General features: G+C 55.3%; 22 protein-coding genes. 9 read left to right on the top strand and 13 right to left on the bottom strand.

What is annotated here, in order from left to right:
* Positions 1-32: 32 nt before the first annotated feature.
* The 7 genes from N7220_RS00550 to N7220_RS00520 all read right to left on the bottom strand — a co-directional run bounded on the left by N7220_RS00550 (position 33) and on the right by N7220_RS00520 (position 10,521).
* Positions 33-3,500, bottom strand: coding sequence for an ImcF-related family protein (locus N7220_RS00550; RefSeq protein WP_283149523.1), 3,468 nt, complete (start codon positions 3,498-3,500; stop codon positions 33-35).
* 21 nt (positions 3,501-3,521) lie between these two features.
* Positions 3,522-4,796 (bottom strand): hypothetical protein, encoded by a 1,275-nt coding sequence (locus N7220_RS00545; RefSeq protein WP_283149522.1) that lies wholly within the window; start codon positions 4,794-4,796, stop codon positions 3,522-3,524.
* Positions 4,796-5,059, bottom strand: a complete 264-nt coding sequence (locus tag N7220_RS00540; RefSeq protein ID WP_283149521.1) for a PAAR domain-containing protein — start codon at positions 5,057-5,059, stop codon at positions 4,796-4,798. Before N7220_RS00540 ends, N7220_RS00545 begins: the two co-directional genes overlap by 1 nt.
* 43 nt (positions 5,060-5,102) lie before the next feature.
* Positions 5,103-7,472 carry a T6SS phospholipase effector Tle1-like catalytic domain-containing protein gene (locus tag N7220_RS00535; RefSeq protein WP_283149520.1) on the bottom strand — a complete coding sequence of 790 codons (2,370 nt, stop codon included), beginning with the start codon at positions 7,470-7,472 and terminating at the stop codon, positions 5,103-5,105.
* 13 nt (positions 7,473-7,485) lie between these two features.
* Positions 7,486-8,349: a DUF3304 domain-containing protein gene (locus N7220_RS00530; protein ID WP_283149519.1), complete on the bottom strand. Its 864-nt coding sequence runs from the start codon at positions 8,347-8,349 to the stop codon at positions 7,486-7,488.
* A 70-nt stretch (positions 8,350-8,419) separates the two neighbouring features.
* The gene (locus N7220_RS00525; RefSeq protein ID WP_283149518.1) at positions 8,420-9,736 is read right to left on the bottom strand and encodes an ankyrin repeat domain-containing protein; all 1,317 of its coding nucleotides are present in this window, start codon (positions 9,734-9,736) and stop codon (positions 8,420-8,422) included.
* Positions 9,737-9,744: 8 nt separating this feature from the next.
* Positions 9,745-10,521: a type VI secretion system Vgr family protein gene (locus N7220_RS00520; protein WP_283149517.1), complete on the bottom strand. Its 777-nt coding sequence runs from the start codon at positions 10,519-10,521 to the stop codon at positions 9,745-9,747.
* Between N7220_RS00520 and N7220_RS00515 the strand changes: the two genes are divergently transcribed.
* Both N7220_RS00515 and N7220_RS00510 read left to right on the top strand, forming a co-directional pair.
* Entirely contained in the window at positions 10,486-10,806 is a 321-nt protein-coding gene (locus tag N7220_RS00515) for a hypothetical protein (RefSeq protein WP_283149516.1), read from the top strand. The genes N7220_RS00520 and N7220_RS00515 overlap by 36 nt on opposite strands.
* Before the next feature lie 270 nt (positions 10,807-11,076).
* Entirely contained in the window at positions 11,077-11,592 is a 516-nt protein-coding gene (locus N7220_RS00510) for a contractile injection system protein, VgrG/Pvc8 family (protein ID WP_283149515.1), read from the top strand.
* Here the strand turns inward: N7220_RS00510 and N7220_RS00505 are convergent.
* Both N7220_RS00505 and tssB read right to left on the bottom strand, forming a co-directional pair.
* On the bottom strand, positions 11,543-12,328 hold the full coding sequence (locus N7220_RS00505; RefSeq protein WP_283149514.1) for a type VI secretion system contractile sheath domain-containing protein: 786 nt from the start codon (positions 12,326-12,328) through the stop codon (positions 11,543-11,545). The two genes, N7220_RS00510 and N7220_RS00505, sit on opposite strands and share 50 nt — an antisense overlap.
* 16 nt (positions 12,329-12,344) lie before the next feature.
* Complete coding sequence (tssB, locus tag N7220_RS00500) at positions 12,345-12,851, bottom strand: type VI secretion system contractile sheath small subunit (RefSeq protein WP_283149513.1); 507 nt, start codon at positions 12,849-12,851, stop codon at positions 12,345-12,347.
* 369 nt (positions 12,852-13,220) lie between these two features.
* On the opposite strand from tssB, the gene tssK reads away from it, so the two are divergent.
* The 6 genes from tssK to astA all read left to right on the top strand — a co-directional run bounded on the left by tssK (position 13,221) and on the right by astA (position 21,464).
* A complete protein-coding gene (tssK, locus tag N7220_RS00495; protein WP_283149512.1) occupies positions 13,221-14,567 on the top strand; it encodes a type VI secretion system baseplate subunit TssK in 1,347 nt (448 codons plus the stop codon).
* Complete coding sequence (locus N7220_RS00490) at positions 14,564-15,229, top strand: DotU/TssL family secretion system protein (RefSeq protein ID WP_308446563.1); 666 nt, start codon at positions 14,564-14,566, stop codon at positions 15,227-15,229. The genes tssK and N7220_RS00490 overlap by 4 nt, the downstream gene beginning before the upstream one ends.
* Positions 15,230-16,230: 1,001 nt before the next feature.
* Positions 16,231-16,884, top strand: coding sequence for an OmpA family protein (locus tag N7220_RS00485; RefSeq protein ID WP_283151460.1), 654 nt, complete (start codon positions 16,231-16,233; stop codon positions 16,882-16,884).
* Between the two features lie 54 nt (positions 16,885-16,938).
* Positions 16,939-17,424, top strand: a complete 486-nt coding sequence (locus tag N7220_RS00480; protein WP_283149510.1) for an Hcp family type VI secretion system effector — start codon at positions 16,939-16,941, stop codon at positions 17,422-17,424.
* Between the two features lie 99 nt (positions 17,425-17,523).
* On the top strand, positions 17,524-20,190 hold the full coding sequence (gene tssH, locus N7220_RS00475) for a type VI secretion system ATPase TssH (RefSeq protein WP_283149509.1): 2,667 nt from the start codon (positions 17,524-17,526) through the stop codon (positions 20,188-20,190).
* Between the two features lie 257 nt (positions 20,191-20,447).
* A complete protein-coding gene (gene astA / locus N7220_RS00470) occupies positions 20,448-21,464 on the top strand; it encodes an arginine N-succinyltransferase (RefSeq protein WP_283149508.1) in 1,017 nt (338 codons plus the stop codon).
* Positions 21,465-21,563: 99 nt separating this feature from the next.
* Here the strand turns inward: astA and N7220_RS00465 are convergent, their stop codons facing one another.
* Positions 21,564-22,463, bottom strand: coding sequence for a C40 family peptidase (locus tag N7220_RS00465; protein WP_283149507.1), 900 nt, complete (start codon positions 22,461-22,463; stop codon positions 21,564-21,566).
* 337 nt (positions 22,464-22,800) lie between these two features.
* Here N7220_RS00465 and N7220_RS00460 point away from each other — a divergent pair, with 337 nt between their 5' ends.
* The gene (locus tag N7220_RS00460) at positions 22,801-24,462 is read left to right on the top strand and encodes an ABC1 kinase family protein (protein ID WP_308446562.1); all 1,662 of its coding nucleotides are present in this window, start codon (positions 22,801-22,803) and stop codon (positions 24,460-24,462) included.
* A 35-nt stretch (positions 24,463-24,497) separates the two neighbouring features.
* Here the strand turns inward: N7220_RS00460 and N7220_RS00455 are convergent, their stop codons facing one another.
* The 3 genes from N7220_RS00455 to N7220_RS00445 all read right to left on the bottom strand — a co-directional run bounded on the left by N7220_RS00455 (position 24,498) and on the right by N7220_RS00445 (position 26,774).
* Positions 24,498-25,679, bottom strand: coding sequence for a DUF2863 family protein (locus tag N7220_RS00455; RefSeq protein ID WP_283149505.1), 1,182 nt, complete (start codon positions 25,677-25,679; stop codon positions 24,498-24,500).
* A 65-nt stretch (positions 25,680-25,744) separates the two neighbouring features.
* Entirely contained in the window at positions 25,745-26,128 is a 384-nt protein-coding gene (gene rnk, locus N7220_RS00450) for a nucleoside diphosphate kinase regulator (protein WP_283149504.1), read from the bottom strand.
* A 130-nt stretch (positions 26,129-26,258) separates the two neighbouring features.
* The gene (locus N7220_RS00445; protein ID WP_283149503.1) at positions 26,259-26,774 is read right to left on the bottom strand and encodes a GNAT family N-acetyltransferase; all 516 of its coding nucleotides are present in this window, start codon (positions 26,772-26,774) and stop codon (positions 26,259-26,261) included.
* Positions 26,775-26,858 lie beyond the last annotated feature (84 nt).

Raw genomic sequence — 26,858 nt, 5'->3', positions numbered from 1 at the left:
TTGGGTTAACTCAGAATCAGGAGTAATGGGCATCAGGACGGTTTCGCTGCGGGGCTCTTGATCCCCGTTGGCGCGCTCTCAGGTTTGGGGGCGGCAATTTCTCGTCCCGTCACAAATACCCGCTCTGGCAACTTGAACCCCTTAAGCTGCAACAATTCCAGCGGCCCGGCTCCAGCCTGAGTGCGCACTGCGTAACGCAGGCGGATATCGTCATCCAGCGTCCACTCAACCCGGTAGCTGGCCCGATCAATTTGTTCAACTTTGGCTTTGGCCAACAGCCGCACAAAGCCCCATACGCTGTTGAAATCCTCTTTTTTCTGCAGGCCGGCTTGCAACGTACTCCAGGTCAGGTGGGCTCCCGCTTTTTCTGGCGTACCAGGCCAGGTGAAGTGTTCCCACTGCTGTTTCTGATTGAAGTAATCCAGCGACTGGCCGTCGATGGACAACACACTGTCTATGAGTTTTGGATGGCCCATGGCCATGATGTCGAAACGGTAGCGGGTATCGCCTTCGGCATACATGCGGCTGGCCAGACGCGACAGCTGGTTAAGCCCGTTAAGAAACTCGGTATCAAACTTGAGCGATTGGGCATAGCGCGGATTGGGCACCCACTGATCGCCCTGCAACACCAGGATGCCACCGAGCTGGGTCTTGGCAAATTGAGGGACAATCCCTTGCGGCGAAATGAACCTGGCCAGCTCCGGCAGACCGACTTCGTTGTCGGTATCGTTGAACGGAAAGCGTCCACCCACCGCACTGTTGAAAGGCAGCCAGACGCGGGTGGTCCACAGGCTGTTCAGGCTGGCCGAAGCCGGTTGCATGAGCGTGCGCCAGGACTGATCGAACGGCTTGAGGAACAGATTCTGGCCCATACCCGCATAACCGCTGCCCAAGCTGGCGGCCACCAGTTCGGCATAATTGCGCGCATCGACCAGATCATTCGCCTGCCCCTGGAACAGCGACTGAGCCAGTTGCAGGGCAAATGCATCCGGGTCTGCTGCGGCATTGACTTGATCCAGCTTGAGGCGGGTAACGCTGACGCGATCCAGATAACGTTGCAAACTAAGCGTGGTATCGGCACTGGCGCCGCCTGAGGCAGCCCCGCTGGCGGCATTGCTACTCCCATCCGCATTGTCAACCAGCCGTAACAGCGGGCCGAAAGCCTCGGCGAGCGGGGCGCCGGATTTTGGGCTGTCCTGCGGAGTAGCGGTAGTTGCCGGATACCCATCCTTACCCTTGAACACGTTCTGGGCTTTTTCCACCAGTGAATCGGCCAAGCTGTGTTGCTGGGCACCCGCCTGGGCTTGCCAGGCAATGGTTTTCATCAAAGCCGAAAGCGGCGATTGCTGGGCATCGGCATAAACACGCAATTGTTCTGCTGTACCAGACAAATTGGCCTCTGGCACCCAGTTCAGCCGGTTGAGGAAGTTCTGCCAAGCGTAACCGAAGTCCGTGAAATATCGTTTGGTCAGGCTGGCCTGCAAGTCTTCCGGTTTGACCGCGTTTGGGGTGGACTGCTGGCCCAGTACCCAATCGCCATTGGTGACCGCCTGCCTGGACATCTGCGCGATGGCATCACGCACGTAGCCTTCATAAGCCTGACGGGTGAACGTACCCGGCAAGCGCCCCTGCACGGACCACAGCCCGCGGGAATCCCGTCCTCCCAGTAACATACCCATGGTCGGATCGGGATAGCGGGATTTTGTATTGTCGAGCAATTGGCGATACAGCGTGTCGTCTGCCTGCTTGAGGTCGATCAAGCCGGAAAGCGTCTGCCGAGCGGCAAACAGCACGTCATCATTTTCGGCCAGCTTCCATTCCGGGTGGTCGGCAAGGTGGTTAGCGTAGAACTTTGTTACCTGTTCAACACCATCCACACTGAGTGACGGCCATACGGCTTTGCCGGTTTGCGCCAGACGCGGAGCCAGGAACGGAGCATCGGTGTGTTTGGGTTGTGACAACATCAACCAGGTTTTAAGGGTGTCATACCCCATCTGGCCGATGGCGTCCCGGGATGTCGCACCCGAGTTTGTGTCGTTACCGGTACCTTCATTTTCGTCATCATTTCTGGCCGCATCCATGCCATCTAGCGGCACGGCATTGAGTACTTTAAGGTGCGAGGCCAGTTGTGTCTGCACCGGCCGCATTAGCCATTTGTTGGCGGCGAGCCCATAAGGTTGCCACGTGGCTGCCAGCAGCTCAGCGTTATGGTTTAGCCCGAAACGGGTAGTCCATGGCGCGCCGTTTTTCTCCCGCGCCTCTAGCAACGCCATGTCGTTCTGTACCGCCAACAGGGCAGGGAAGGCCTGCTTCAGTTTTGGGGCGGATTGCAGCGTTGCGATGTCAGCGCGGATTTCCTCCGCCAAGGCTCGATTTTGCAGGTACGACACCACGGTACCGGCACACCACAGCCCTACACAAACAGCGAGCACACTCCAGAACCAGTCAAAGCCGCTGAAATGCAGTTTGGGTTTGCGTGCGCGGCGGAAGGCCTGCAGCCATGGGCCTGGCAAGGTGATGTTATCACCTGCCACTTGGGCCAGCTCCACATGGGCGGCATCATCGGCCCCAGTCAAGGCTTGCGGGTCACTGACCAAAGCTGGGGCAGGTGTGAACCATATACCTGCCAGCACCTGCCGTCGCTGCAGGTTTCTGGCCAACTGGCCAATCCATTTGCCTAATGTGTCGTGACGTTGCTCCAGAAAAGCGGACAATCCGGCGTCGAAATATGCCTTCCGATTTTTGAGCAAAGCCCAAAGGCCGGTTTGCGAGAGCGGATCCACCAATTGCTGTAGAGCTGCACTGATCTGACCTGTGTCATTTGCCACTTTGTGATGTGTTTGGAGCAATATAGCTGGACTTTCCTCTCCGCGTTCGCCGGGTACTGCGGGCGACAGCACGAGCTGGACTGGTAAGGCGTAGCCGCAGTCGCGGGTCAGATTGGCCAGGACAGAGCCTTGCTGCGATGCTCCATCGGTTACCAGTACGACTCCGTCAGCAGGTTTACGCAAGCGCCCACGCAAGTAGCGCCAGCCTTTGGCAGGGGCGGTAACACCGTCACCTGCCCACACCAGCACAGCCCGTGGTGTATCCAGCCACTTCTGATCAAGCAGACCCGGGAAATGGGGCCTGACCAGCGACTCTGCGCCGGTGACCAGCAGCCATGGCTTGAAACGGCGTTCGAACCAGCCATAGCGGCTTTTTTGGTCATCATGCAAAAGGTCGAACGGCGTTTTAACCTCGGGGGCAGGTGTCTTGTTGATGGTCACCACCGCAGCACTGCCCACGTCCTTGTCCGCCTCTTTTTCTTTCTTGCGCCGGACGAAGGCTAACCAGATCACCAGGCTCAACAAGTACAGCAGCGCGATACCAGCTACGGCAAGCCAGCGTTGTTCCGGTGTGGCCAGACCCAATCCGGCACCTTTGTTCAGAACGTAGAGGGAGATACTTGCAAAGACCACAAGCAGTGCGGCAAGACGGAAGTTGATACGGTTAAACATAAGGCAGGGAATCCGTAAAGATCAGGCGTGCGGCGCGACAATGGCCAGCGTCATATGGTCTGGAGTGGAAAGGCTGAGTAACTGTTTGCGGGTGGTGCTGCCGGCATGGTCAGCTGCAAGGGCAACTGCCAGCCATTGCGAAGCGATACCGCTCTGGCCCACCGCTTGATCAATATCGTGCTGACCCGCCAGTTCGGGCGTATTCATGATTTCAACTTTTTGATCTTCGAAGCTGCTGACCAGTGCACGCTGCAGGGGCGACTGAGCACCGCCGGTGAGCCACTGGCTCGCGATATCTGCACCTTTGGCGTGGCCCCACAGCAAGGTCTGGTACAGCCCATGCGACAGATCGGCCTCGGACGGTGTTTCGGGCCGGTGCAGATAGGCCATGGGCACAACCTGGTGTGTCTGCGCCATGGCAAAGGGCAGCAACAATACAGCGACCCCGGCTTCTGCCGAGCCTTCAGCGGGGGCGGCGTCCAGCAGTGCATTGAGCTGCACCACGCACAACAATGTGGCGCCATCCGTGGCAAGCTGGCCTTTGCCGTCCAGCCACAGGTCAACCTCTGCCAGTTCTGGCGGTTTCGGTTCAATCACCGGTTTGGCGGTATCGCGCAGCCCCTGCGCTTGCCAGGCTTTTTGCCACTCTGCCTCGACCCACGCTGTTTCAAAAACGGGAGAGGTGGCCAACGTGATGTGCAACGGAATATGCGCCGGCAGTTGCTCGACTGCACCTGCCACAGGCTGGATCAGATGTGCGAACACCCAACTGAGCAGGTCTTTTTGCCGGGCGATATCCGCCTCGGCATCTCGACCGGGGTAGACCCGCTCCGGGTGTTCCAGCCAGCGGGCTTTGATCTCGGCGCGGTCTTCGGGAACACGCTGCCTTGGTACCAGGCGCAATGTCCGTCCAACCACTGCCGCAGCAGTGTTCTCCTCCGGCTGGCAGGAGAACACAAACGCGCTAGCCAGCACTGGCAACGAACGGCCACCTTCAGCACAGGTCGTTGCTAGTTTCTGTTGGCGGGCACGATTGCGGTCCCGCGCCTTGTCTTGAGCATTTTGTTGTACGCCCAGATCCAGCAGCACCAGGGCAAGCCACGCCATGACCGGGAACACCACCACCCGGGTCCAGAACCAGTCGGTTTGGGTTGGTTCGCCTTTGGGCCACAGGTAAATGGCCAGCGCCGCACCGCCACCGACAATAAGCAAAAACAGCACGACATACCACACCCACGCGGGCTTGATGGCGGGGATGGTGTATTCGGGCTTGATCTGCCGGACATCAAACGCCATCAGTGCACCCCGGCCCCTGTCCCGCTGGCAATCAACGTGCAGCCGCAGGCCGTTTTATGGCCGTGCAATGCCACCGGCACACCGTCATCAGTCAGCGTAGGAGAACCCTCAATAATCGGATTGGTGCCGTGGCCCTCTTTGGGGCAGGACACCATGTCGCCCTTGCGGGCCACCGGACGACCATCGATGCTCATCCGGTTTGAGCCATTCAGCACTTTACCGCCGTGGCTGGTGCCATCACCGACGCAGATTACGTATTGCATTGCTTCCTCCTTGAAGTTGGATAAAAAATGGTCGCACCAACAGCTACCATCTAGCGTTGAATAAAGCATTCATATCAACAACTGGAGGGGTATAAATATCTGCAGTGGGTGGAGCGGGTGGTGGTTTTGGCGGGGAAGGTGGCATGACGATCTTGCGGGACACTTGTGTGGCTTGGCCGCTTGCCACTTTACGGCCAAGATATTCCACCCGGGTATCGCTGCCGATATAGAACGCACGTGGCCAGCCGTAGCCGCCCGGGGTGGGTTCGTGGAAAGTGGGGGTACGGAACCATGCACGTGAGTCATGCATGTAATCATCGAAGAGCGTGCACGCGGCTTCGTTCGCCTTCATGGCCTGCCATGCTGTTTTGCTGGTGCACTCTTTCAAAAACGGCACAAAGTCTGGCTCCGGCATCACGATGCCGTCTAATGCCATTGCTTCGAGGCCGGATTGCGTCATGATCAGTAACTTGGCACTGGCAGGGGGCACGTTGTCGGGGTGAAGTGGATCAGCATGCCGGATGCTCCATCTTTCAATGGTCTGGGCCATTTTCGTGGGGGTCAGATCTACCCTGATTGTCTCCGTCGTAGTGGAGTGGATGACGCCCAAACCCGGCTGCTGTTCGGGATACAGATAGCCAAGCAACAGCTGGAATTCTTCGTTGCCCTCAAGCAGATCCTTTTTATCCTGGGGAAGGATATCGCCGACGTCCCCGCCAGGGGGCATGCTGCCTTCGGGCTTTCCTGCGACACCGTCCATCACTTTGGCGCGCCCGTCGGGGGTTTGCAGGAGATTGGTCAGCTTGTCCAGTTCTGCCCGGGTTTGTGAACGTTGTGCCCAGATCTCTTTGCCACTTTGAGTGCTTTGGTCCACAAACACGCCACCCATCTGATTCTGGGCCTGTTGACTCAGCTTCACCTGCTGCTTTTCCAGCGACCGGATTTTGTCCTCGTACTGTTTCTGGAGCACGGGTCGCTGAGCACCAGATTCCGGTGCGTTTTTGTAAAAATCCTTCCCGGTGATGTAATCAGACTTCTGTGCCCGCAAGGTGTGCCAGGCCATGCTTTGTTTGAAGCCATATGTCAGGGCAGCTTCAATATCTGAAAAGTCAGGGGTCTGACTAATCCAGTCGTTTACTGCTTTTACCAGGTTCTCGTCCACCCGGAAGTCCGCCTGCAATTCGGCGGACATCTGTTCTTTAAGGCGCAACGGCACGCCCGCCTCCAGCGCGGCTTTATACATGTAATGCAAGGGGATCTGCCCCATCTTCAGACTCAGGTTCCTCCCCAGGGGAGAGTTCGGCGCGCCAGTTGAAAGTAGGGATTTGCGGGCTTTGCCCTGGTCACCGGGCGGATACCCGCCGCCGACATCCGAGTGCACACCGGGGCAGCCAATTTCCTGATGCTTGGCGGCATATTCCTTGCCCATACGGATGGTATCGAGCGGAAAACTGCGGCGTTGCTCATTGATCGCCACCATATGCAGACAAGGGACATTTGGCGGTACATTCAGAGCCCCCTTGTTGCACCACGCCCAATGACCATCGAACCCTTCTGCACCCAGTACCGTGCGCAGACCATCTACCCCGCCAACCGACGCAACGGTGTCAAAAATGCCCAGAAAACTCACCTCATAGTCGATCACTCCGGCAAGTTTCTGGCTTGTGCCCCACTCTTTCATCAGCTGTGACACAAATACCCGAGCCCCAGCCGCCCCGCGGGAAAAACCAAACGCGCTGATCCACACCTTGCCAACCTGCTTGTTTTTGGGCGCTTGCTGCTGGGTCTTGGCCAGCTTGGCCAGCTTGTCTGCAATCAGGTTACGGCCTGCCGCATAGTCATAGGCAATCAAGAGCGGGCCACTCAAGGCCCGGCGTACCGACATGCCGGTGCGCTGCACATCCCACCAGGTGGCCGCAGTTCTGGCCTCATCATTGCTGAACAACGGGTTGGTACTGCGGGTAATGGCGTGATAGACCGCATTGAGCACCCGGGAGTACGCCCAGCCCACCCGCATGCCAAAGCCCACCGCAGTGCCCTTGCCCAGGGTGGAGTACGCGTCTTCTCCCAGCTCCCGAAACTGCGTGCCTACCCCCTGCAGATAGAACTTGTAGCGGCGTTCCTCACCTGTCAGCGCCGCACTTGCATTTTGTTCAGCCAGAGCTGCGCCTGGAGACAACCCCTCACTGGCCTCGAACAACCGAGCCACATTGGTATACGAGCCACCTCGCCGATCAAAGCTGCGATGGTTTGCCGTGCCGTCAAAAAACAGATTGACGAAAATCATCTGCGGGCAGGTGTCACAAACCTTCGGCTCTTTCTGGTTGCTGGATTTGAAACCATTGGCATGAGGAAAGAAGCCTTCTCCATTGGTATTCGTAGGGAACTTCCCCATTCGCTTAAATTTGCTCATGACCAACACCTATTCAGTAGTAGCGTATATCGCAAGGGCCTTCCGGAACGTCAGCCCCAGCACCTATCAATTTTTTGCATTGGGCTGCGGCAGCTTCGCAAAGCTTCTCTGCCTTTGATTGATCAATGCCGCGCTCATGCAGTGGCTGCATACAATTGCTAATGACCTTCTTTGCTTTATCCGATATGTCCCACCGTTCTTCCCTATCGCTATCTGCTTCATCCCTGGCTTTGCGCTGAGCTGGAGTCAAAGCGGCTTCCGCAGCTGCAGCCGAGGCATCTGCCGCCTGGGCTGCATCAAAGTCTTTTTGCCGCTCCGCCGTTGCCGCCTTGTCCAGTTCGCCCTGACCGGTAAAACCATCCTCCTTGTCGGTCAGGCCGGGTGTTTTCCAGTGTTTCTCCCCGTATTTCTTGTTCATGTCGTCAATAAAAATTTCGCTATTGACATAAACGCGCACCCGATCGTCAGGCAGGAAGGTCACGACCAAATCATAGGTACCACCGCCATATTCAGGAATCGGCACTTCTGCCCGGTACACATTCACCCCGCAGCTATTGGGCTTGGCATACATGGCACAGCGTTCCCGTTCCCAGTGGATGATGAACTTCAGGCCGGGCGTCCAGTTTCGGGGGAAGCGGATACAGCATTCCCCGCCGGTGCCGGTATAACGTTTGCCCGCTTCACTTTCGTAAACGCCGTTCATGCCACCCAGTTCACCCAGGTGGACGTCATAGCTGTTGTTGATCTGCACCCAGTTGACCGGGTACTGGGTGTAGTTGACTCCGGTGGCGTCACCCCCATCCGTATCGGAACCGGAGTGGGCGTCGCAGGCAGTGAGGCCAAGGATGCATAGAAGGATCATCAGAACGTTACGCATGACAGTCTTTCCTTGACGGCTGAGGCAACACGGTTTGTCAGTAGGCTGGAAATGATCTTTTGGAAGGGAATCATTTCAAAACCACCGTGGATGGATTTTTTGACTCCAGCAGTTTTTTTACTTGTACATAAAATTGCTCACGGCTTGATTGATCCTGATCGTGGGGATCGGTTTTTTCGAGCAGATTCCATATGGTTTTTCCATTTTTACTGCGTATTGCCGGATCTGCGCCAAACTGCAACAATGCCTGTATGCACTTCAACGTTTCCATATCGGTTTTATCTTTTTCTCTTTGAAAAGCTATTGCCGCATGTAATCCCGTATATCCTTCTCCATTTTGTTGATTGACATTTCCACCTTTTCCTATAAATAACTTGACTGTCTTTTGGCTAGGACACTCAAACAAGAGAGATTGATGCCAATCATCAACTACATCTGCGCGAGCCCCATGCAACAAAGCGTTTTTTACAGAATCATTGCGCGACTCCTGCCTGAAATAGGAGCCCCAATAAGCCGTCATTACCGTAGGGGATGTCATGGAATGGCTTTTGCAATAGGAATGAGTATCTTCAAACGTTGCCGGCAAATTTTTTCTGTTATTGGCTATCCATACTCCATCGATGGTTATTCCCGCAGAAGCCAAAGCATCCACGTGTTTCCAGTCACCCCAAAACGCATATTTATTAACAATAATCTGTTTGGCCTTAAGAACCATGTCGGCAGATATCGTTTGACTGGATATTTCAGATGCCTGTTCTAGGGTTTTTATTTTTCCAAGTTCTTTTTCAAAATCGCGATCCACCTGCGTATCTGCAGGAGATTTGTATCCAATAAAATCGTTGTAGTAGTCTGTCCGGTCACAAAAAATAGTGAGTATGTTTAGACTTTTATTTGAATCCAGGAGGCTTATCAATTCATCTGGATTTTGAGATTCAAGCGCCTCTTCAATGCTATTTTCTGCAGTAGATTTCAGCTGATTTTCTTGTTCAAGTATTTTTTCTTCTTTTGCGCTTTTATTTTCATAATGCCAATGCATTAGCAATGGATAGCCATAATTCAAGACAAAGAAGAAGGCAACGACACCGGTAATCCACGATTTCTTTTTCAGAGAAACACGAAGAAGTCTTTTGTAAAAAAAATATCCACCAAAAATAAAGCCAATTACCGCTGAAATTGGCGGTATAACAAACATTGCAGGTATGCCTATATACATGAGTAGCCAAGCAGTTTGTGAATTTGAGCTGGACATGTAGTTAACGGCAGCAAAAGCAACAACCGCGCATGCCGATACAGCAAGGAGGACACCAAGCAAGCCGCCAAACAGGCTAAACCCCTTCTTTTCTACTTCCAGACGGGGAAGGGCAGATTCTTTTTCATTTTTTGTCATGTCTAATGTCACTCCAACAATCCAGTGATTGCCAGATAAGGAGGCAGGTTCAGTACAATCAGACCAGGAAGTGCTTTAAGCGAGGTTTGCTCAGCCAGCAGGCTGTGCAAGACGGCCGTCGTTTCGGGCGTCCGGTCAAAGTCCTCACCATTGCAGCAGCAATATCTGCAGAAAATTTCAACGTCCCGCGTATTGCTGAATCCCCATGCGCGAGCACGTTTCGCATAGCGTTCCAGTTGTGCATGGCGCTGTGCGTAAGGTAGGCGGGCATCGATAAAGCCGCCTTTGGCAAAGCGATAAAGCATGTCTGCCGGTTGGGCATGCTCTATCAACTGGTCTTCCTGCGCTTGTGTGAGCGTGATTCGGGGCAGGAACGGCTGGCGCGGCCGGTTATAGCCCACGATTTGTTGCCACTCGCTTTCATGGGTCCGGTAATGCAGGTCGGCGAGCGGGGACAGGAAAGCCTCCCGAATGCCAGCCGGGGCCGAAAGCAGGATTGCGGCATCCTGCAGCGCTTTCAGCACCGAATCCATCTGCGTTTGCTGTGTGGACACGTCCAGCAAGTCCGCTTCTGCGACGCCATTGGCTTCCGACAGGGCCTGGGCCTGTTGCAATGCCCGTTGCAACTGCTCTAGGGCGGGCTGCATGTCCAGTTGCTTGCCGCCGGCACGACCTTGCTCATCGGCACTTAGAAACAGCCCCTTGCCGGACCGGACAGCACCCCAGCCAACAGCCGTATCAATGCCCGCTTGCCATATATCTTCTTGTTGTCGCGCCTGGCGCATTACCTCAAGTTGATCCAGCGCGAAAACATCGGCACCACCAAAGACCGTCGCGTGCTGGAGCTTGAACTCAACACCTGGATCAAGACTTTGGTTACCGAAATGACCGACCCGGGCGACGAGCTACAGGCGTCGCACCCGTTGCGCGAAGCCCGCGTAATGGTGGAAGACATTGAGGACAACCCCGGCTTCTTCCGCGTCAAGTTGTTCGTGGTGCCGCACTTCCAGATCGAAGGGTTGGATATCAACCTGTCGCTGGTTTCACAAATGCCCAAAGCCAAAAACTGATGCACCCGCCGGCCCGGTCCATGCCGGGTCGGCTTGATCATGTCTGGCATTTCCCGGTACGCCTGTAACCCACTCAGGCGCATGTTTTCCTGTCACTGCGTGCCAACAGCGGCTCTGGTTAAGGTTATTTAAAGGTTAAAGATGTCTACGCCCTTCTTGCCCTCTGCAGCAACACACCAAGCCTATGTGCTGGATGTTCCTGTAGTTAAGTCCGCGTTATCTGTTAAATCCTTTGAGCTCACAGAATCGCTAGGTAGGCCCTATAAAGCGGTGATCCGTCTTACCAGCCCGGACGAAGCGTTACCGCTGCTCAAGCTGCTGGATCAACCTGCCAGTTTTTCCATAACACCGCTAGACCCGGATAACAGCCTCTCCGCGTTGGCCGCAACCAAGCCAACAAGGCAATGGCATGGCGTTATTACCGGTAGTGCCCGGCTTTCCAGCTCCATTGATGAAACCGTCTACGAGTTCACGCTAGAGCCACGGCTCGCCCGCTTGAAAAACCATGTCGATACGGTGTTACACCAGAACCTGGATTTGCCCGGCGTTATCGAAGCCACGCTGCGTAGCGATGCCGGCTTGATAGGCAATGACTTCGTCTTCCAGCTCACCGGCACTTACCCGGTTAAAGAACACGTCACCCGCTACCGCGAAGATGGGCTGACCTTTATTCGCCGACTGTGTGAAGAATGTGGCTTGTTCTATTTTTTTCGCCAAACCGAAGATCGCGAGATCATCATTTTTGGTGACGACCATCATCGGTGTCCCGGAAGCTCTTCCATTTGATGTATTCGGCGCGGTCAAAATAGTTTCCGATATCCTGGATGGCGGCGACTTCTTCCATCGAATCTTTGCCAAAGAAAGCCGCTCCAATAGCCCCCACGAAAGGCATGTGAGCGGCAGCGGAGACTTTGGATATGTTGCGCAGCAGGGCAATATCCTGGGCGCTGCGGTCGAACTCGTAGTTGGAGATGATGGAGCCGATTGGCTCGCCGCCAGGAGTGTCGTATTCCTGGATATAAGTATGGCGGTACAAACCACTCTGAATGACTTCGGGTGTGTCTTCGAAATCCTGGCGTAGTGCGTCTTTGGCTACGTCCAGAATTTCAATTTTCACGTTTTTGCGAAAATCGGTGCGGTCTACCAGGAATTTCAGACCACGCCATGCGCCTTCAATTTGCTGGAAGGTTTCGTGGTGCATGACTGCATCCAGTTGACGGCTGATTTTTTCATCAATGGCAGCGATGTGAAAATCCAGCAGGCTTTTGTCGAGCCGGTCAACTTGCTGTGACGAGGCCTGGATCATCTTCAGGAACACGTTCACTGCCACCGCAACGCGTTCATCAATTGATGACTCGGACAAGGCATCGTTGCTCTGGAAAGTTTCAAACGGTTGCGTGTGAGTAACCGGCGTCAGTTTGATCTTGGCGCACAATGTCTCGTACACATTTGACGGCCCGTCTGGCGCGTCCACTGTGCGGGTCTGTGTTGCATTGCTAGCCTGGGTTTCTTGCATCGACATATTCACTTCTCCGGGTTCAGACAGCGTCGCTATCTACGGGGGCAACTTTTTCCAGTTCTGTGCGCAAGTTGGCGGACAGCGACGGGTCTTTGAGGATTTTTTCGAGCTCACGACGGAATGAAGCGTTGTCGAGCAAATTTGATTTGAGGTCGCGCAACAAATTGCGCATGGCCAGCAGTGCGCGTAGTTGCGGGATATTCTTGGCCACCTGTTCGGGGTGAAAGTCCTTCATGGATTTGAAGTCAAGATCAACCAGCACCTCTTCCGCGTCACCTCCGAGCAAGTTCGGGGCCGCGATCCGGGCCGACGGATTGAGTTCAGCCAGAACGGAATCAAAGTTGTTCTTGTTGATGGATACCTTGGGGCGTTCTGCTACTGGGCGGGTGTCTTGGCCATTGCTGAAATCGCCCATCACCATCAGCTTGAGCGGTAGCTCTACCTTCTTCTGTGCGCCCCCTGTGTGCAGGTCAAGCTTGATGTTGATCCGGGCCGCCGGGACTTCGTTCTGAAAACTGTCTGCCACTTTTAATTGCTCCTTGAGATTAACGGAATTGCAATTTCCGTTTTGCATAAAACCAGGTTTCTTGCTCCGTACCGATTGAACTGTGTGTAATTTCTGTATTTTCCGTAGGAAAACTCTTAAAGCCAAATATCCAGATATCAATTACTTATTATTCTAATAATGAGAAATTGAATGACGATTATTTGTGGATTGAGTTGCGCTGAATAGTACTGTAATATTTTTGAACTGCGCAACACCAGCATGGCAATTCTGCTACGGAACAAGTTGGAAGCGCCAATTCTTGTAATTATCATAATTCTTGCCAGTCTTTTGAATTGCTCAATGCATGGCTTTTGCTGGATGGCAAGTTAACCGGTCTGTATATAACGCATGAAAATCTTCAAGCCTTTATGGTCAGAGGGCGCATTGCTGCTGCCTCAGCACTTCCAGCAGCAAGGGCTGTTTCATCAAGCTCAGACCGCTGCTGCCGCCAAACTCGCCACTATCCATAACTGGGGCATTCAACGCATCGCATGGGATGAATCAATTCTCGATTTAAATAAAATAAAATTACGAGAAATTGATATGCGTTTGGCGGATGGAACGATTATTGACGCCAGACTGGGTGAATGGCTGCCCGCTGCTCGGGATTTGACCGATATCCCCGCCGATATCCAGCTGATAGTGGTTTCGGTTGCATTGCCGCTTTACGATGTAAATGGCAGTAATTGCGTTAATGAATCGCGACAAAATGCACGTGCCAGAAGGTTTCGCACTGAATATGCTCAAGTGAATGATTTGTTTGGTGATGCTGTTGCTGAAATGGGCGTGGAGCGACTTAATTTATTTTTGGTCTTTGATTTTGAAATTCACTCAGATCTAATTAGTTGCCCAGTCGCCCGTCTCAAACGAGATACGGGAGGGCGCTTTCGCCTGGATGCTGACTGGATTCCACCGTGCCTGACTTTAAGTGCCAGTCCCTGCCTGACAGGACTAGTTGAACGTTTGACCGATATCTTGCGGGCACGCGGCGGCCAACTGGCTGCCCGCCGCGGTGAGCGTAACCAGAACGTAGCGGATTATTCAGTCTCTGATGTCTCTCTGTTCTGGCTACTGAATTGTATTAACACGACGTGGCCCGAGTTGATGCACCTGAGTACCCATCCCGATCAGCATCCTGAGCAACTATGGCTGGCGCTGGCGCGACTTGCGGGCTCGCTAAGTGCATTCTCGCTGGAAAACGATCTGGACCGTATCCCGGCCTATCGGCATGACCAGTTACAACTGGTGTTCGGGCAACTTGAGCAATTGATTCGGGATTTGCTGGATACAGTTATTCCGTCGCCAGTTATTCCAATTGCACTTGAACGTGTGCGACCCACATTGTGGCGCGCGCATCTTAACGACGAGCGCCTGCTGGCGGATGCTGATTTCTTTCTGTCCATCCACGCCACCATCCCCGGCCATCAGTTGCAGCAGCAACTGCCGATGGTTTGCAAGTTGGGCGCACCGGAAGAAGTGGAACGCATCCTTAACTCTGCAGTTGCCGGGGTGCCACTCACGGCGCTGCAGCGGGTGCCGTCTGCCGTACCGTTGCGGCTGGAAAACCAATATTTCTCGCTGGATGGCCGCGATCCCGCATTTGCCCGGATGTTGCAGACGCGTTCTTGCAGTATTTACATCCCGGCTTCCATTCCTGAAGTCACTGTCGAACTCTTTGCAGTCCTGCGTACATGATGCCCACTCCCTCAGCCTCTCTGATCCGTCCTTTGTTTCGCGATACTGCTTTACAGGTATCTTTGCTCGCCGAGAAGCCAGACATTCCCGATCCTGGTCGTTGGCGTGCCCGTTGCATTGAACTTGCGCAAACCATGCGGTTGCAGCTGCAGGATGCTGGGCTTTCATCCGCAGTTATAGAAGAGATTAGCCACGCCCAGTGCGCACTGCTGGATGAAAGTGCATTGCGCTCATTGCCGGAAGAAATGCGCAGCGAATGGGAAGCGGAACCGCTACAAGTCCGCTTTTTCAATAGTTATAACGCTGGCGAGACGGTTTATGAGCAGATTAATGCCTTGCTCAGGCAGAGTGTTCCAGATACTACCCTGATCGAAACCTATGTGATCGTGCTTGGCCTTGGCTTTTGCGGGCGTTACCCCAGCGAAACTGATCCAGCGCGTATGAATACCTTTAACGCGTTGAAAAGCCTGGATCAGAGCAACCAGCCAACCCCGTCTCTGTTGGTCAAGGCCGGGCAGGGGGCGTGGCTAAGTAACTGGCGTGGTCTCTCGCCCTTGATGTGGTTGTTGTTGATTAGTGCGCTGACCGTGATATTGGGCCTGATGTTGATGCATCTGCTTGATGCCCAGGTAGCCGCGCTAACGACTTCGGTCAAAGGCTAGCCATCGTGTTTCGTCGCTATCCTTTTATTCCTGTGACCCTCTGGCTGGGTTACCTGTTACTCGCATTGTGCCAGTTCAGCTTGCCGTTCAGTCCCGCTTGGAAATGGGGTACCAGTGCCGCGGTTCTTGTCGGGATTTGCATTGTCCTGGTTTATCGGCAGCGCCGCTGCCGGCAACAACAGACCCAGCAAATCCAGTTTGCATCTGGCCCGGTCTTGCAGGATTTACCTCGAGATCTGCGTGACGACACACCGGTAATTCTGGTATGCCGAGCCGGTGGCAACCGGGGACATCAGCCAACTACCGTACATGATGGCAACGCGGTCTGGATTGATGTGCCGGAATCGTCAATGTTGCTTCCCGTCTCCCAACGGTTGCAGTACTGGCGTTCGCGAGCACCCGATGCGGTCGTACTTGGTGTGGCCCCGGAGCAAAGTACTGATCTTGCCAGGTTGCAAGGCGATCTCGTGGGCTGGCGTTATGCCATAGCCGGATTGCAACGCCGCGTTGCGCAACGCATTCCGGCTTATCTCACCTTATTTGCACGGTTGGATGAAGGAACTGGCACCCAGCTGGATTGGCGCGGCACTCTGATTTCCGCGCTGGGCCGGCCGCAACCTGCGGCGACTCAAATCCCGGCACTCCTGCAGCGACTGGATACCTGCTCGCTGGACAGTGTCTGCGGAGCGCCTTCGCTGGTGCACCGTTACAACGCGCGAACCCAGGCTCTCCTGGCATGGACACAAGAGCAGGCACTGCCAATGCTGGGTACAACCGTCAATGGATTAGCGCCCTTGAAACTGCAGGGTGTATTGGTGAGCAACACTTTGGAGGCCAGCGTACCGCAACATCTGTGGGCGCAATGGCTCAAAGATCGTGCCGCACTGGTGCCAGCCTCGCACGCTGGCCTGCCGGCAGGCGCTCCTCTGCCGTTGCCCATCGTGCCACATTTGCCTCACTCCTGGCGTTGCGCAGGCTGGTTGCGTGGGCTGTTGGATGCGATGAGCTTCACGGCGTTAGCGGTCGCCGCAGCCATGGCGGCATCGTACTTGGGTAACGAACGCCTGATCCAGCAGATTCGTGACGACATTGGCAGCTATCGGTTGACAGGTTATCAGATGCCGGGCGCCAAGCTTGGCGCGCTGAGGCAACTTCAAGCTGACCGCGATCAGTTGCTGTCATTTGCTCGTACAGGCGTCCCTTGGCGTCTGAGCTGGGGAATGTATCGCGGTGAGGGCCTTTTGCCTTTGCTTGAGCGCGAAATCCGCGGATACGCGCCGCCTCCACCTCCACCAGCCATGATTAGCCTGGATAGCTTGTCGTTATTTGACAGCGGCAAGGCAACCCTTAAGCCGGACGCAAACCGCGTTTTGATGACCGCCCTGATGAGCATCACCGCCAATCCGGAAAAACAAGCCCTGATTGCAGGGCATACCGATAACACCGGCAACCCTGCTATCAACCAGAAATTATCCGAGGCCCGCGCCATTGCCGTACGGGACTGGTTCATCAATATGTCCAGCCTGCCACCTTCGCACTTTGCCGTTAAAGGTTTTGGTGGCAGCACGCCGCTTGCGCCAAATGACAGCGTCGCCAACAAGGCACGCAACCGGCGCGTCGAAATTACGCTTGTGCCGGATATCCCGGCGCATTGATGTAACCCGCGCTGCCTGCAAGGCAGCATCAACTACCCCAAGGAGAAATGACTCATGGCAATTCCAGCATATATGTGGCTAAAGGATGACGGCGGCGCCGACATCAAGGGCTCCGTGACTGTACAAGGGCGTGAAGGCAGCGTTGAAGTCGTCGAGTTCACGCACGGCGTGCGTATTCCTACCGACGGCAATACCGGCAAACTGACCGGCACTCGCGTGCATGAGCCGCTGGTGTTCTTCAAGGAAACCGATGCATCTTCGCCGTACCTGTACAAGGCTGTGACCAGCGGTCAGACCCTGAAAAGCGTCGAAATCAAGTGGTACAAGATTGATGATGCCGGTAACGAAGTGGAGTACTTCAATACCAAACTGGATAACGTCAAGGTCGTAGGCGTTTCCCCGGTAATGCATAACATCAAAGAGCCGGGCAAAGAGAAATACAACCATCCGGAAAAGGTCGAAATGCGCTACGAGAAAATCACGTGGGCGTACAAAGATGGCAACATCATCCACTCCGATAGCTGGACTGAAGGCCGCTAAGGCGGTTTTAACCAAGTCTGCTATTGCTCGGCCCGTCGTCCGGCGGGCCGGTTCATGTTTTATCTCTCCCCCTGCTTTTTGCTACCAGGCCACGCCACCATGTCACTTCGCGATCCTGCCCAATTGCTGCGCCGCCTCAATGATTATTGCACCCGTGCGCTGGAGGCCGCTGCCGGTCTTGCCCAAACACGCGCCCACACTGACATTACTCCCGAGCATTGGCTCGTGAAATTGCTGGAGCCCGGGGACGGAGATATTCCGGTAATTGTCCGTCGTTACGAGCTGGATATGGATGTCATCTGGCAGGGTCTGCTAACCGCACTTGAGCGAAGCCCGCACGATTTACGGGGCAAACCTGGTCTATCCCGCTCGCTGGGGGAGTGGCTGGAAAGTGCGTGGCTGATCGCCTCGCTGGAACAAAACAGCGAGCAAATACGTTCGGCTCACTTATTGCAGGCGCTGCAGGACAACCCCCATTTATTGCGTGCTCACGAAGCCTGGCCGCTGTTGAGTCTTTCGGCATCACAAATTCGGCGGTTGTTGCCAGAGCTTGATCCCGTTTCCGCAGAAGCTCCCGCTCCTGCTGCATCGACAAGTCCAGTATTTAGCGCAAAAGAGGCTGATACCTCCGGAGCACCTCAAAGCACGGTTACAAAGGCCGTCTCGCCGCAGCTGCAAGCCCGGCCTGAAGCACTACAGCGCTTTACCATTGATCTGACTGAAAAAGCCCGGGCTGGCCAGATCGACCCGGTTTTTGGGCGCGATATTGAAATTCGCCAGATGATTGACATCCTGGCGCGTCGCCGCAAGAACAATCCCATTCTGGTTGGCGATCCGGGCGTTGGTAAAACGGCGTTGGTAGAAGGGCTGGCGCTGAAAATAGCCGAAGGCGACGTACCGGAGAACTTGAAGCCGGTGCTGGTTCTGGTACTTGATCTCGGGTTGCTGCAGGCGGGGGCAGGGGTAAAAGGCGAGTTTGAGCAGCGCCTTAAAAATGTGATCGATGCGGTGCAGTCGTCCCCTGCACCCATCCTGCTGTTCATCGACGAGGCGCACACCCTGATTGGCGCGGGGAATAGCGCCGGTGAGGCTGATGCCGCCAACTTGCTCAAGCCTGCACTTGCCCGCGGAGAGTTGCGTACCATTGCCGCCACCACCTGGTCTGAATACAAGCAATACTTTGAGCGTGATGCAGCGCTGGAGCGGCGCTTCCAGATGGTCAAGGTAGACGAACCTGATGATGCCGCCGCTTGCCTGATGCTGCGCGGCTTGCAGTCTCGCTATGCCGTCCACCACGGCGTGCATATCAGGGATGAAGCAGTGACCGCCGCCGTCCAGTTATCTCGCCGATATCTCACCGGCCGCCAGTTGCCCGACAAAGCTGTCGATCTGATTGACACCGCGGCTGCACGGGTGCGCATGAGTCTTGACGCTACACCGGCTGAGCTGGAACGTCTGATGGCGCGGCTGACCGCTTTGCAAACCGAGATGCACGCACTGCAAGAGGATGCCCACGCTGGCCATGCTGATGGCACTGCTCGCTTGGTGGAGCTAGAGCATGAGATATCCGAAGCAGATCGCCAGCTCATGGCGTTACGGCAAACGCACGAGCAAGCACTGTCCCTGGTCAGGCAATTGCATGAGGCCTTAAAGTCGGATGTAAAAGCCCCAGATACCGAAACCGCCAAGCTTGTACAGACGCTTCGCACACAACTAAGTGCCTTGCAGCAGAACCAATCCGTGCTAGTCCATACCGAGGTCGATGCTGCTGTCGTCGCTGCGGTGATTGCAGACTGGACTGGTATCCCATTGGCCAGCTTGCTCAAAAATGAACAAGCCAGCCTGTTGGCTTTGGAAAACCAATTGTCTTGCCGTGTAGTTGGGCAACCGGATGCGCTATCGAGTATTGCCAGCAGTCTGCGGGCTGCAAAAACGGGCATGAAAACCAGTGACGGCCCGCTGGGCGTATTTCTGCTGGTTGGTCCGTCCGGCATTGGCAAAACTGAGACAGCCCTGGCGCTGTCTGATGCGTTGTTCGGGGGCGAGCGTGCGGTGGTCACCATTAACCTGTCTGAGTACCAGGAAGCTCATACGGTTTCTCAGCTCAAAGGATCGCCGCCCGGATATGTGGGCTACGGCCAGGGTGGTGTGTTGACCGAGGCTGTGCGGCAACGCCCGTACTCTATTGTCCTGCTGGATGAGGTCGAAAAAGCACATCGGGATGTGCTTAATCTGTTCTATCAAGTATTTGATCGCGGTTTTATGCGCGATGGAGAAGGGCGGGAAATTGATTTTCGCAATACCGTGATTTTGATGACTTCGAATCTGGGTAGTGCTGAACTCATGGCGTTGCATGACATCAATGCCGATTGTGAGCTTGCTGCGGCCCACGAAGCGATCCGCCCTCTGTTGGTCGAACATTTCCAGCCAGCGCTACTGGCTCGCTTTCAAACGGTGATTTACCGCCCCTTGGACATCACCGCCATCCGTACCATCGTGCAGATGAAGCTGACCAAGGTTGCTCAGCGGATGGCACAGCATTATCGCTCGGCGCTGTCGTTTGATGAGTCACTCTCTGATTTCATTGCACAAAGCTGCCTTTTGCCTGATACGGGCGCCCGTAATATCGATCATTTGCTGAATCAGCAAATTCTGCCGGTGGTTTCGCAATCATTGCTGCAATGGCAGGTAGCAAATGGGGCTGCGCCTGCAGAAGTGCTAATGCACTGGGGTGAGCACGATGGATTGACCATGCAGATGAAATAATTCGCGCGAAAATACCGCCAGATTGGCGTACGGAAACGGCAAGCGAGGCTTGCCCTTTTGTTTTTGGCAAATAAATTGAAATTTGTCGCTCACATCCGGGGGCTTGCTTTTGGCTTTACTATCTACATTTGCATCTGAACACCCCACCCGTACCCGGGCTGCCTTGGCTGTCATGCCTGTGGCGCCAATGAATGATGACCTGGAAAGATCTTCTATAACCGGCCTGGTTCATCGAAAAATCGAAAAGGAATCCATCCATGCGTATCCGCTTTCTGCGGCACAGTGACTTTCATGCTCTGCTGGATTTGGCCAACAAGGCCGGTGTGGGGGTGACCACTTTGCAGCCCAATGCCGAACGCTTGCAGGCGCGCATTACCTCCAGTGTGGCGGCGGTTTCCAGAGAGCGGGAGCTGGGGGATGCCAGTTATTTCTTTGTACTGGAAGATGAAACGACAGGGCAACTGGTAGGGACGTCTGGCATTGAGGCTGCGGTGGGCATGAACGATACCTGGTACAACTATCGGGTGGGGCTGGCTGTGCATACGTCGCGTGAGCTGGATATCTATAAAAAACTCACCACGCTGTTTTTAAGTTCGGATCTAACCGGATCATCAGAATTGTGTTCGCTTTTCTTGCTGCCTGATCAGCGTGGTTCCGGCAACGGTGGCTTGCTGTCGAGGTCGCGGTTTTTGTTTATGGCGGAGTTTCCGCAGCGTTTTTCCGAAAAGGTCATTGCCGAGATGCGTGGCGTTTCGGATGAGAATGGACGCTCGCCATTCTGGGAAAGCCTGGGGCGGCATTTCTTTAAAATGGATTTTGCGCGGGCCGACTTTCTTTCATATGTCGGCAACAAGTCGTTTATTGCCGAGCTGATGCCCAGTTACCCGATCTACACCTGTTTATTGTCGGAAGAGGCACAAGCCGCAGTCGCCGAGGTTCATCCGGCGACGCGACCTGCGCGCAAGTTGCTGGAGGCTGAAGGTTTTCGCTATCGAGGCTACGTTGACATTTTCGACGCTGGGCCGAGCCTGGAATGCGCGTTGACTGATATCCGCGCCGTTCGGGATAGCCGCGTGTTTAATGCTCTGGCGGTTGCTGCGGAAGTACAAGATGGCGAATCGTGGTTGATCAGCAATCGCAAGCTGGCCGACTTCCGTTGTACCCTGGCAATGACTCACCCACTGGAAGGCAGCTTGCCGTTACGCGCTGCCGTACTGCAGCGACTGGAGATTGCCGACGGGGATAGCGTACGTGCCGTCAAACTGGCGCCGTGAGGTTGACTGATCGCAACGACCAAAAGCCCGGCCAGAACCAGCAGAAACGACAACGCCCGCACACGCGGGCGTTGCTTATAGTGCGATTAAAACGACTGACTAGTGAGTTGTTTTCTTTTTGGTGGTCTTCGCCGGGGCCTTTTTGGCACTGCTTTTGGTCGCAGTTTTGGCAGAAGTCTTGCTGTCCGCTTTCGTTTTGGTCGTTTTGGGTTTGCTGCACACGGTTTCTACGTGTTTATGGCGGCCCTTGCCTTTGGTCACCTTACGGCAGCTTCTGGCACCTTGTTGCGCATCGCCCGAGTCATTTTGGCCCGAAGCGGCTGCAGATTCAGCTTTATTGTTTTCGCGGGATGAACCTGCCATTGCCAGCAGGCTGGCAATATTGGGCGCCTGATCACCAACTTCGGTGACCCGACGAGCGCCATCAAAGCGGCTGGTCCAGTAGCTTTGCGACATGTTGGCGACTTCAATATCGCGTCCGGTTCGTGGCGCATGTACAAAACGGTTATCGCCCAGATAAATACCGACGTGCGAAAAGCGCCGGCGCAGCGTGTTGAAGAACACCAGATCGCCGGGTTTCAATTCGCTCTTGTCGACGTCTTGCCCCGCCTGGCTCATGGCCAGTGCGTTGTGGGGCAGGGTGATGTTGAGCGAATTCTGGAATACGTAACGCACGAAGCCACTGCAATCCAGACCGGATTCAGGGGTTTTGCCGCCCCATTTGTATTTAACACCAATCAGGCTCATGGCCTGTAGCAGCAATTGCTGGGCAGGCTGAGCCGGGTCTGGGCCGGGATCAGCCTCAGTTGACTGGTCGGTAGGTGTCTTCGTAGTGCGATCTGTACTGGACGCGCGCGCTGGCTTGGCGCTTTTGCTGCTGGAACCACCGGAAAACCAGCTGGAACTCGCTGGCGCCGAGGCCGCGTTGGTACCAGCATTGGGAAGGTCGTCCGCCTGCGCCCCGTACATCGTAAAGCCCACCAGGAGGGCAAGAATCAACCGTTCACATTTCATGGGGGCAAACTGTAACGATGAGTCCTGATGCTGTAAAGCCAAAACTTCGCCCGAAAGCGGTAGCTTTGACAACGTTTGCAACTGGCTCACACAGGGTTGACGAAATCGTACGAATCACTGGAAAAACAGTCAGGAAACACACACGGGACGCGGTTCGAGGCTGGCAAGGTCAATTGGTTCCTGCGCATATGAAAATATTACATGCGGGTAAAACAGGCCGCGTACAAACGCTGAATCCGGGCGTGAAATGGGTTATCTTGCACGGTGCATCCAGAACAGCGAGAACATCAGGCCAAGTATGCTCAAGGAAACGTTTACCGTAATGCGCGACCTGCCGCGCGTGCGCGAAATCATCGCCGTCTTGATGCGGCATGGGTTGGGTAATCTGGTCCAGCGGCTCGGCTTGGCCAAGGGGCTGGAGAGGGCTAGTGATTTGCTGCGCCTGCCGGGCGATCACGGCATTGAGCAACTCGATCCACCGGTACGGGTGCGGCGTGCGCTGGAAGAATTGGGGCCAACGTTTATCAAGCTCGGCCAGGTGCTGGCGACGCGGGTAGACGTATTTCCGCCGGAGTGGATTACCGAGTTTGAAAAGCTGCAGTCGCACGTGCCACCTGTGCCGTTCGAAGACTTGCTGCCTGAACTCACTTTGATTCTAGGGCGTGATCCGCACGAGGTGTTCCTTGAGCTTGATCCGATGCCTGTGGGTTCGGCATCGATTGCTCAGGTCCATCGCGCCAGGTTGGTGACGGGCGAAGAAGTGGTGCTGAAAATTCGCCGCCCCGGGATTGCGGCCAAAATTGACTCTGATCTGCGCATCTTGCGGCAGATTGGCGTGCTGATGGAGTTTGAATTTCCGGAATCGCGCCGCTATCAGCCGGTCAAAATTGTTGAAGAATTTTCCAAATCATTGCGCCGCGAACTGAATTTATCGGCGGAAGCGCGCAACCTGGAACGCTTTGCCCAGAACTTTGTTGATCACGCCGAAATTGAAATTCCGAAGATTCATTGGGAACACACCAACGAATTCATCAACGTGCAGAGCTGGGTTGGGGGCATTGCTGGCAATGATCTGAACGCGTTAAGTGAAGGCGGTTACGACCGGAAAATCCTGGCGGCGCGTGGTGCGGATGCAGTACTGAAGATGGTGCTGATTGATGGTTATTTTCATGCTGATCCGCATCCGGGCAACGTTAAATATCTGCCAGGTAACCGGATAGCCTTTCTCGACTTCGGCATGGTCGGCCGCCTGCCGCATCAGCGCCGTGACCAGATTGTGGATTTGCTGGCCGCGCTGGCTCGCCGTGATGAACACGGCATCATGGATGTGCTAATGGAGTGGACCGGCGAAACGGTGGTGGACGAAGAAGCGCTATCCAGCGACATTGCCGGGTTTATCTTCAACTACGAGAACCTGCCGCTCAAAGACATTCAGTTCGGCACTTTGCTCAGCGAGGTGGCGGTGATCATGCGTGAGCACGAAATTACGCTACCTGCCGATCTGACTCTGCTATTCAAGGCATTGATCACACTGGAAGGCTTGGGGCGGCAGTTGAATCCGGATTTTCAGATGATCGAGCAGCTGACGCCGTTTGTGCGTGAGGTGCTGGTGCAGCGCTACAAGCCGCAGGCGGTGTTCAAGCGCGGCAAAGAAGGGCTGGCCGACGCGTTTGACCTGATCTCCGGCTTGCCGCGGGACATTGCCAAACTGGTGCGCCAGGCGCGGCGTGGCAATTTCCGGGTGGATCTGGATCTCAAGCGGCTGGATCGCTTTGGCACACAACTGGCCCGCAGCGCCAATCGGCTTACGATGGGCATCGTCACCGGCTGTTTGATTATTGGTTCGTCGATTGTGATGACCGTAAAGGCTGGACCGATGTTGTTCGGCTTACCGGCATTTGGTTTTCTGGGTTTTCTGATCGCGTTTTTCAACACTTTGTGGCTGATTTTCTCGATCTGGGTTTCGGGCAAAGAAGAGCAGTAAGCGGCACGACTCTGAGAGCGGTGCCGCGCCGCTGCTTAGTGCAGATGTCGTGGCACTTCAGCTTGGGTTTCTTCTTCGGGTGGCTCGGCGTGCAATAGCTCGCTATCTGGCGTTGGATAGAGCGGGGCGCCGCAGTCGTCACAGTAGTCGAGCGGGAAGTCATGCTCATGCACCAGGATGTCGACGATCCCGATATCTTTAAGCACGGCTTCCATTTCTGCCACGCTGTCGGCGTGCTCATCCTCGCCATCCAGTAGCGGCCAGACCACACCTTGAATGATTTTGTCGCCGCCGCGACGCAAAAAGCCAACCCGGTATTCTTCGAGTCGTTTGCCCTGGAAAGGGCCAATCACTGCTTGCAGGTCACGCGCGGTGATATTGAGGGTGAGGAGAAGGAAAGAGACAGTGGCTCGCAATGCGTAGGCGCGCGAGGCACGATCCGCCTCACGCCAGGTGGCGTGATATGCGCCAGGCAGCAGTGCCTCGGACGCAGCGCCTGGTAGCAGCGGATGCAATGCCGCGCCGCCTTGTCGTTGCCACTGCGTAGTCGCCTCTTCGCGATCGCCATCATCTTCTTGCCAGCGAAAGACGGCGTGTCCGGTCGGAATGGCAACCGCCCCAATGACGTAGCGTGTGTCGGATAAAAATGCGCGGGTTTCCGGCAAGGCTTGCGCATCCACTTTCAACACGCCGTTGCCGAAAGCTGCCTGGGTTAACTCTTGCAGCAATTCGAGTGTCGGCACAAAACCACGCGGCAACTGGTCCGGACTGAACAGAAAGTCAGCCAGGCCCATCTTGGCGTGCTTGGCAAAGACATGCGCTTTGAGTTGCGTTTGAGTGTTGCGCAAGGTTTCGGCCGGGATGTTGCCGGAGGCAATGTGCCAGCGTGACCACGTGAGTAGCGGTGCAATGAACAACAGGGTGTCCCAGCGCTTGCCATCCACTTCCAGGGTGAATGACTCACAGTTGCTCTCGATACTGTCGGCGAGAGCGTTGTAGGCTTCTACGTCGCTCTCGCTGAGCTGATCGAGTGCGCTATTGACGGTGTCTTCGTCGCGATCCTGCAACAGCTTTTCGACCAGCGTGAATAGCCGCTGCTGCCAGAACAGGTCTTCCAGCCGACTGGTAGATGCGGCCATGCCCTCAGCCAGACGTATCAGTTCAACTTCATCGGCCGGGCTGCGGCCACGGCGGGAGGGGCGATTGCGCTTCATCATTCAGAAAAGACTCCGGGAGGGCGTATCGGCCATTCTAGCGCTTTGTCTCAAACCCGGTGATGCCCTTACGCCAGGGGTTGCTGAATCACCTCAAGTACTCGCAGTCTTAATTGGCGACCACCTGGCCCGGGCCAGTCGATGGCTTGCCCGGGCGTTAACCCCAACAGCGCCGAGCCGACTGGCGCCAGGATCGAAACTTTACCGGCGCCAATGTCAGCATCCTGCGGATAAACCAGCGTGTACTGGTGCTCCGTGCCGCTGGCTTCGTCTACAAACCGCGCTGTGCTATTCATGGTGATCACATTGGCTGGCACCTGAGCGGCGTCAACTACGTCGGCGCGGGCCAGTTCGCCCTCTAGCGCGGACAGATCGGCATCGCTGCGTTCGATCAATTTTTCCAGGCGAGCCAGATCAAGATGAGACAAAACAATGTTCGGCGAATTGGACATGGTGAGCTCCGGGCAAAAGCAAAAGTAGCAAAGCCAGGTTTGCACCTGGCTTTGCTTGAATATATGTGAAGTCGGTTGTTTGCTAACCGTCGCCTCAGTATAGGTGGCCGACATGAACCAGCCTTGGGCATTATTTGGCTGGAAAATTGTGCAAGACCATTATTGCTGCGCTATCGCCATAACCAGGCGCGGTGGCCACTGGATGAAAACCCCAGCGCTGCCAGAAGGGCGCGGCACCAGAGATCGCCACCAGTCGGCTGCACTTGAGTCCACGTCGACGACCCCAGTTCAGGGCGGTTTCGATGAGTCGGGGCGCTACACCTGCGCCGCGAGCTTGAGGGTGCACCGCCAGGTCATGCAAAAAGTGGGTATCTGCCGCATCAGGGAGCTGTTGCAATGGCTCGCCCAACGGTGGTGGTTCATCGCCCGCCCACGGATGCGTGAAGAAATAGCCGACCACCTCATTTTCATGCTCGGCCAGCCAGCTCGAGTCCGGTGAAAGGTGCAATTTGGCGGCAAAGGCTTCGAGTGACTCGTGCAAATCCGGCGCATAGCAAGCGCGCTGGATGCGATCAATTGCGGGCAAGTCGGAGTGCCGAATCGGGCGAATATGCAGCTGGGCCGCAGTCGTCGGATGCTTGAACATGGGTGATTGTTATTGGGTTGTTGAGTGCGGGTCTGGTGCGAGCGGTTTGATGCGAGGCCTGGTCTGGCGACAACGGGCGGCCAT

Source organism: Silvimonas soli (genome assembly GCF_030035605.1).
Lineage (GTDB): Bacteria > Pseudomonadota > Gammaproteobacteria > Burkholderiales > Chitinibacteraceae > Silvimonas > Silvimonas soli.
Note: the sequence above shows the minus strand (reverse complement) of the source record. Positions and strands in the feature narration are given on the sequence as shown.

What these genes read in the sequence shown, in the direction of transcription:
- N7220_RS00525 (WP_283149518.1), bottom strand. Translation starts at nt 9,736, where the DNA reads ATGACAAAAAATGAAAAAGAATCTGCCCTTCCCCGTCTGGAAGTAGAA.
- N7220_RS00480 (WP_283149510.1), top strand. Translation starts at nt 16,939, where the DNA reads ATGGCAATTCCAGCATATATGTGGCTAAAGGATGACGGCGGCGCCGAC.
- N7220_RS00505 (WP_283149514.1), bottom strand. Translation starts at nt 12,328, where the DNA reads ATGTCGATGCAAGAAACCCAGGCTAGCAATGCAACACAGACCCGCACA.
- N7220_RS00460 (WP_308446562.1), top strand. Translation starts at nt 22,801, where the DNA reads ATGCGCGACCTGCCGCGCGTGCGCGAAATCATCGCCGTCTTGATGCGG.
- N7220_RS00490 (WP_308446563.1), top strand. Translation starts at nt 14,564, where the DNA reads ATGATGCCCACTCCCTCAGCCTCTCTGATCCGTCCTTTGTTTCGCGAT.
- N7220_RS00540 (WP_283149521.1), bottom strand. Translation starts at nt 5,059, where the DNA reads ATGCAATACGTAATCTGCGTCGGTGATGGCACCAGCCACGGCGGTAAA.
- N7220_RS00530 (WP_283149519.1), bottom strand. Translation starts at nt 8,349, where the DNA reads ATGCGTAACGTTCTGATGATCCTTCTATGCATCCTTGGCCTCACTGCC.
- N7220_RS00520 (WP_283149517.1), bottom strand. Translation starts at nt 10,521, where the DNA reads ATGCGCCAGGCGCGACAACAAGAAGATATATGGCAAGCGGGCATTGAT.
- tssK (WP_283149512.1), top strand. Translation starts at nt 13,221, where the DNA reads ATGAAAATCTTCAAGCCTTTATGGTCAGAGGGCGCATTGCTGCTGCCT.
- tssH (WP_283149509.1), top strand. Translation starts at nt 17,524, where the DNA reads ATGTCACTTCGCGATCCTGCCCAATTGCTGCGCCGCCTCAATGATTAT.
- N7220_RS00535 (WP_283149520.1), bottom strand. Translation starts at nt 7,472, where the DNA reads ATGAGCAAATTTAAGCGAATGGGGAAGTTCCCTACGAATACCAATGGA.
- rnk (WP_283149504.1), bottom strand. Translation starts at nt 26,128, where the DNA reads ATGTCCAATTCGCCGAACATTGTTTTGTCTCATCTTGATCTGGCTCGC.
- N7220_RS00545 (WP_283149522.1), bottom strand. Translation starts at nt 4,796, where the DNA reads ATGGCGTTTGATGTCCGGCAGATCAAGCCCGAATACACCATCCCCGCC.
- astA (WP_283149508.1), top strand. Translation starts at nt 20,448, where the DNA reads ATGCGTATCCGCTTTCTGCGGCACAGTGACTTTCATGCTCTGCTGGAT.
- N7220_RS00550 (WP_283149523.1), bottom strand. Translation starts at nt 3,500, where the DNA reads ATGTTTAACCGTATCAACTTCCGTCTTGCCGCACTGCTTGTGGTCTTT.
- N7220_RS00445 (WP_283149503.1), bottom strand. Translation starts at nt 26,774, where the DNA reads ATGTTCAAGCATCCGACGACTGCGGCCCAGCTGCATATTCGCCCGATT.
- N7220_RS00485 (WP_283151460.1), top strand. Translation starts at nt 16,231, where the DNA reads ATGAGCTTCACGGCGTTAGCGGTCGCCGCAGCCATGGCGGCATCGTAC.
- N7220_RS00455 (WP_283149505.1), bottom strand. Translation starts at nt 25,679, where the DNA reads ATGATGAAGCGCAATCGCCCCTCCCGCCGTGGCCGCAGCCCGGCCGAT.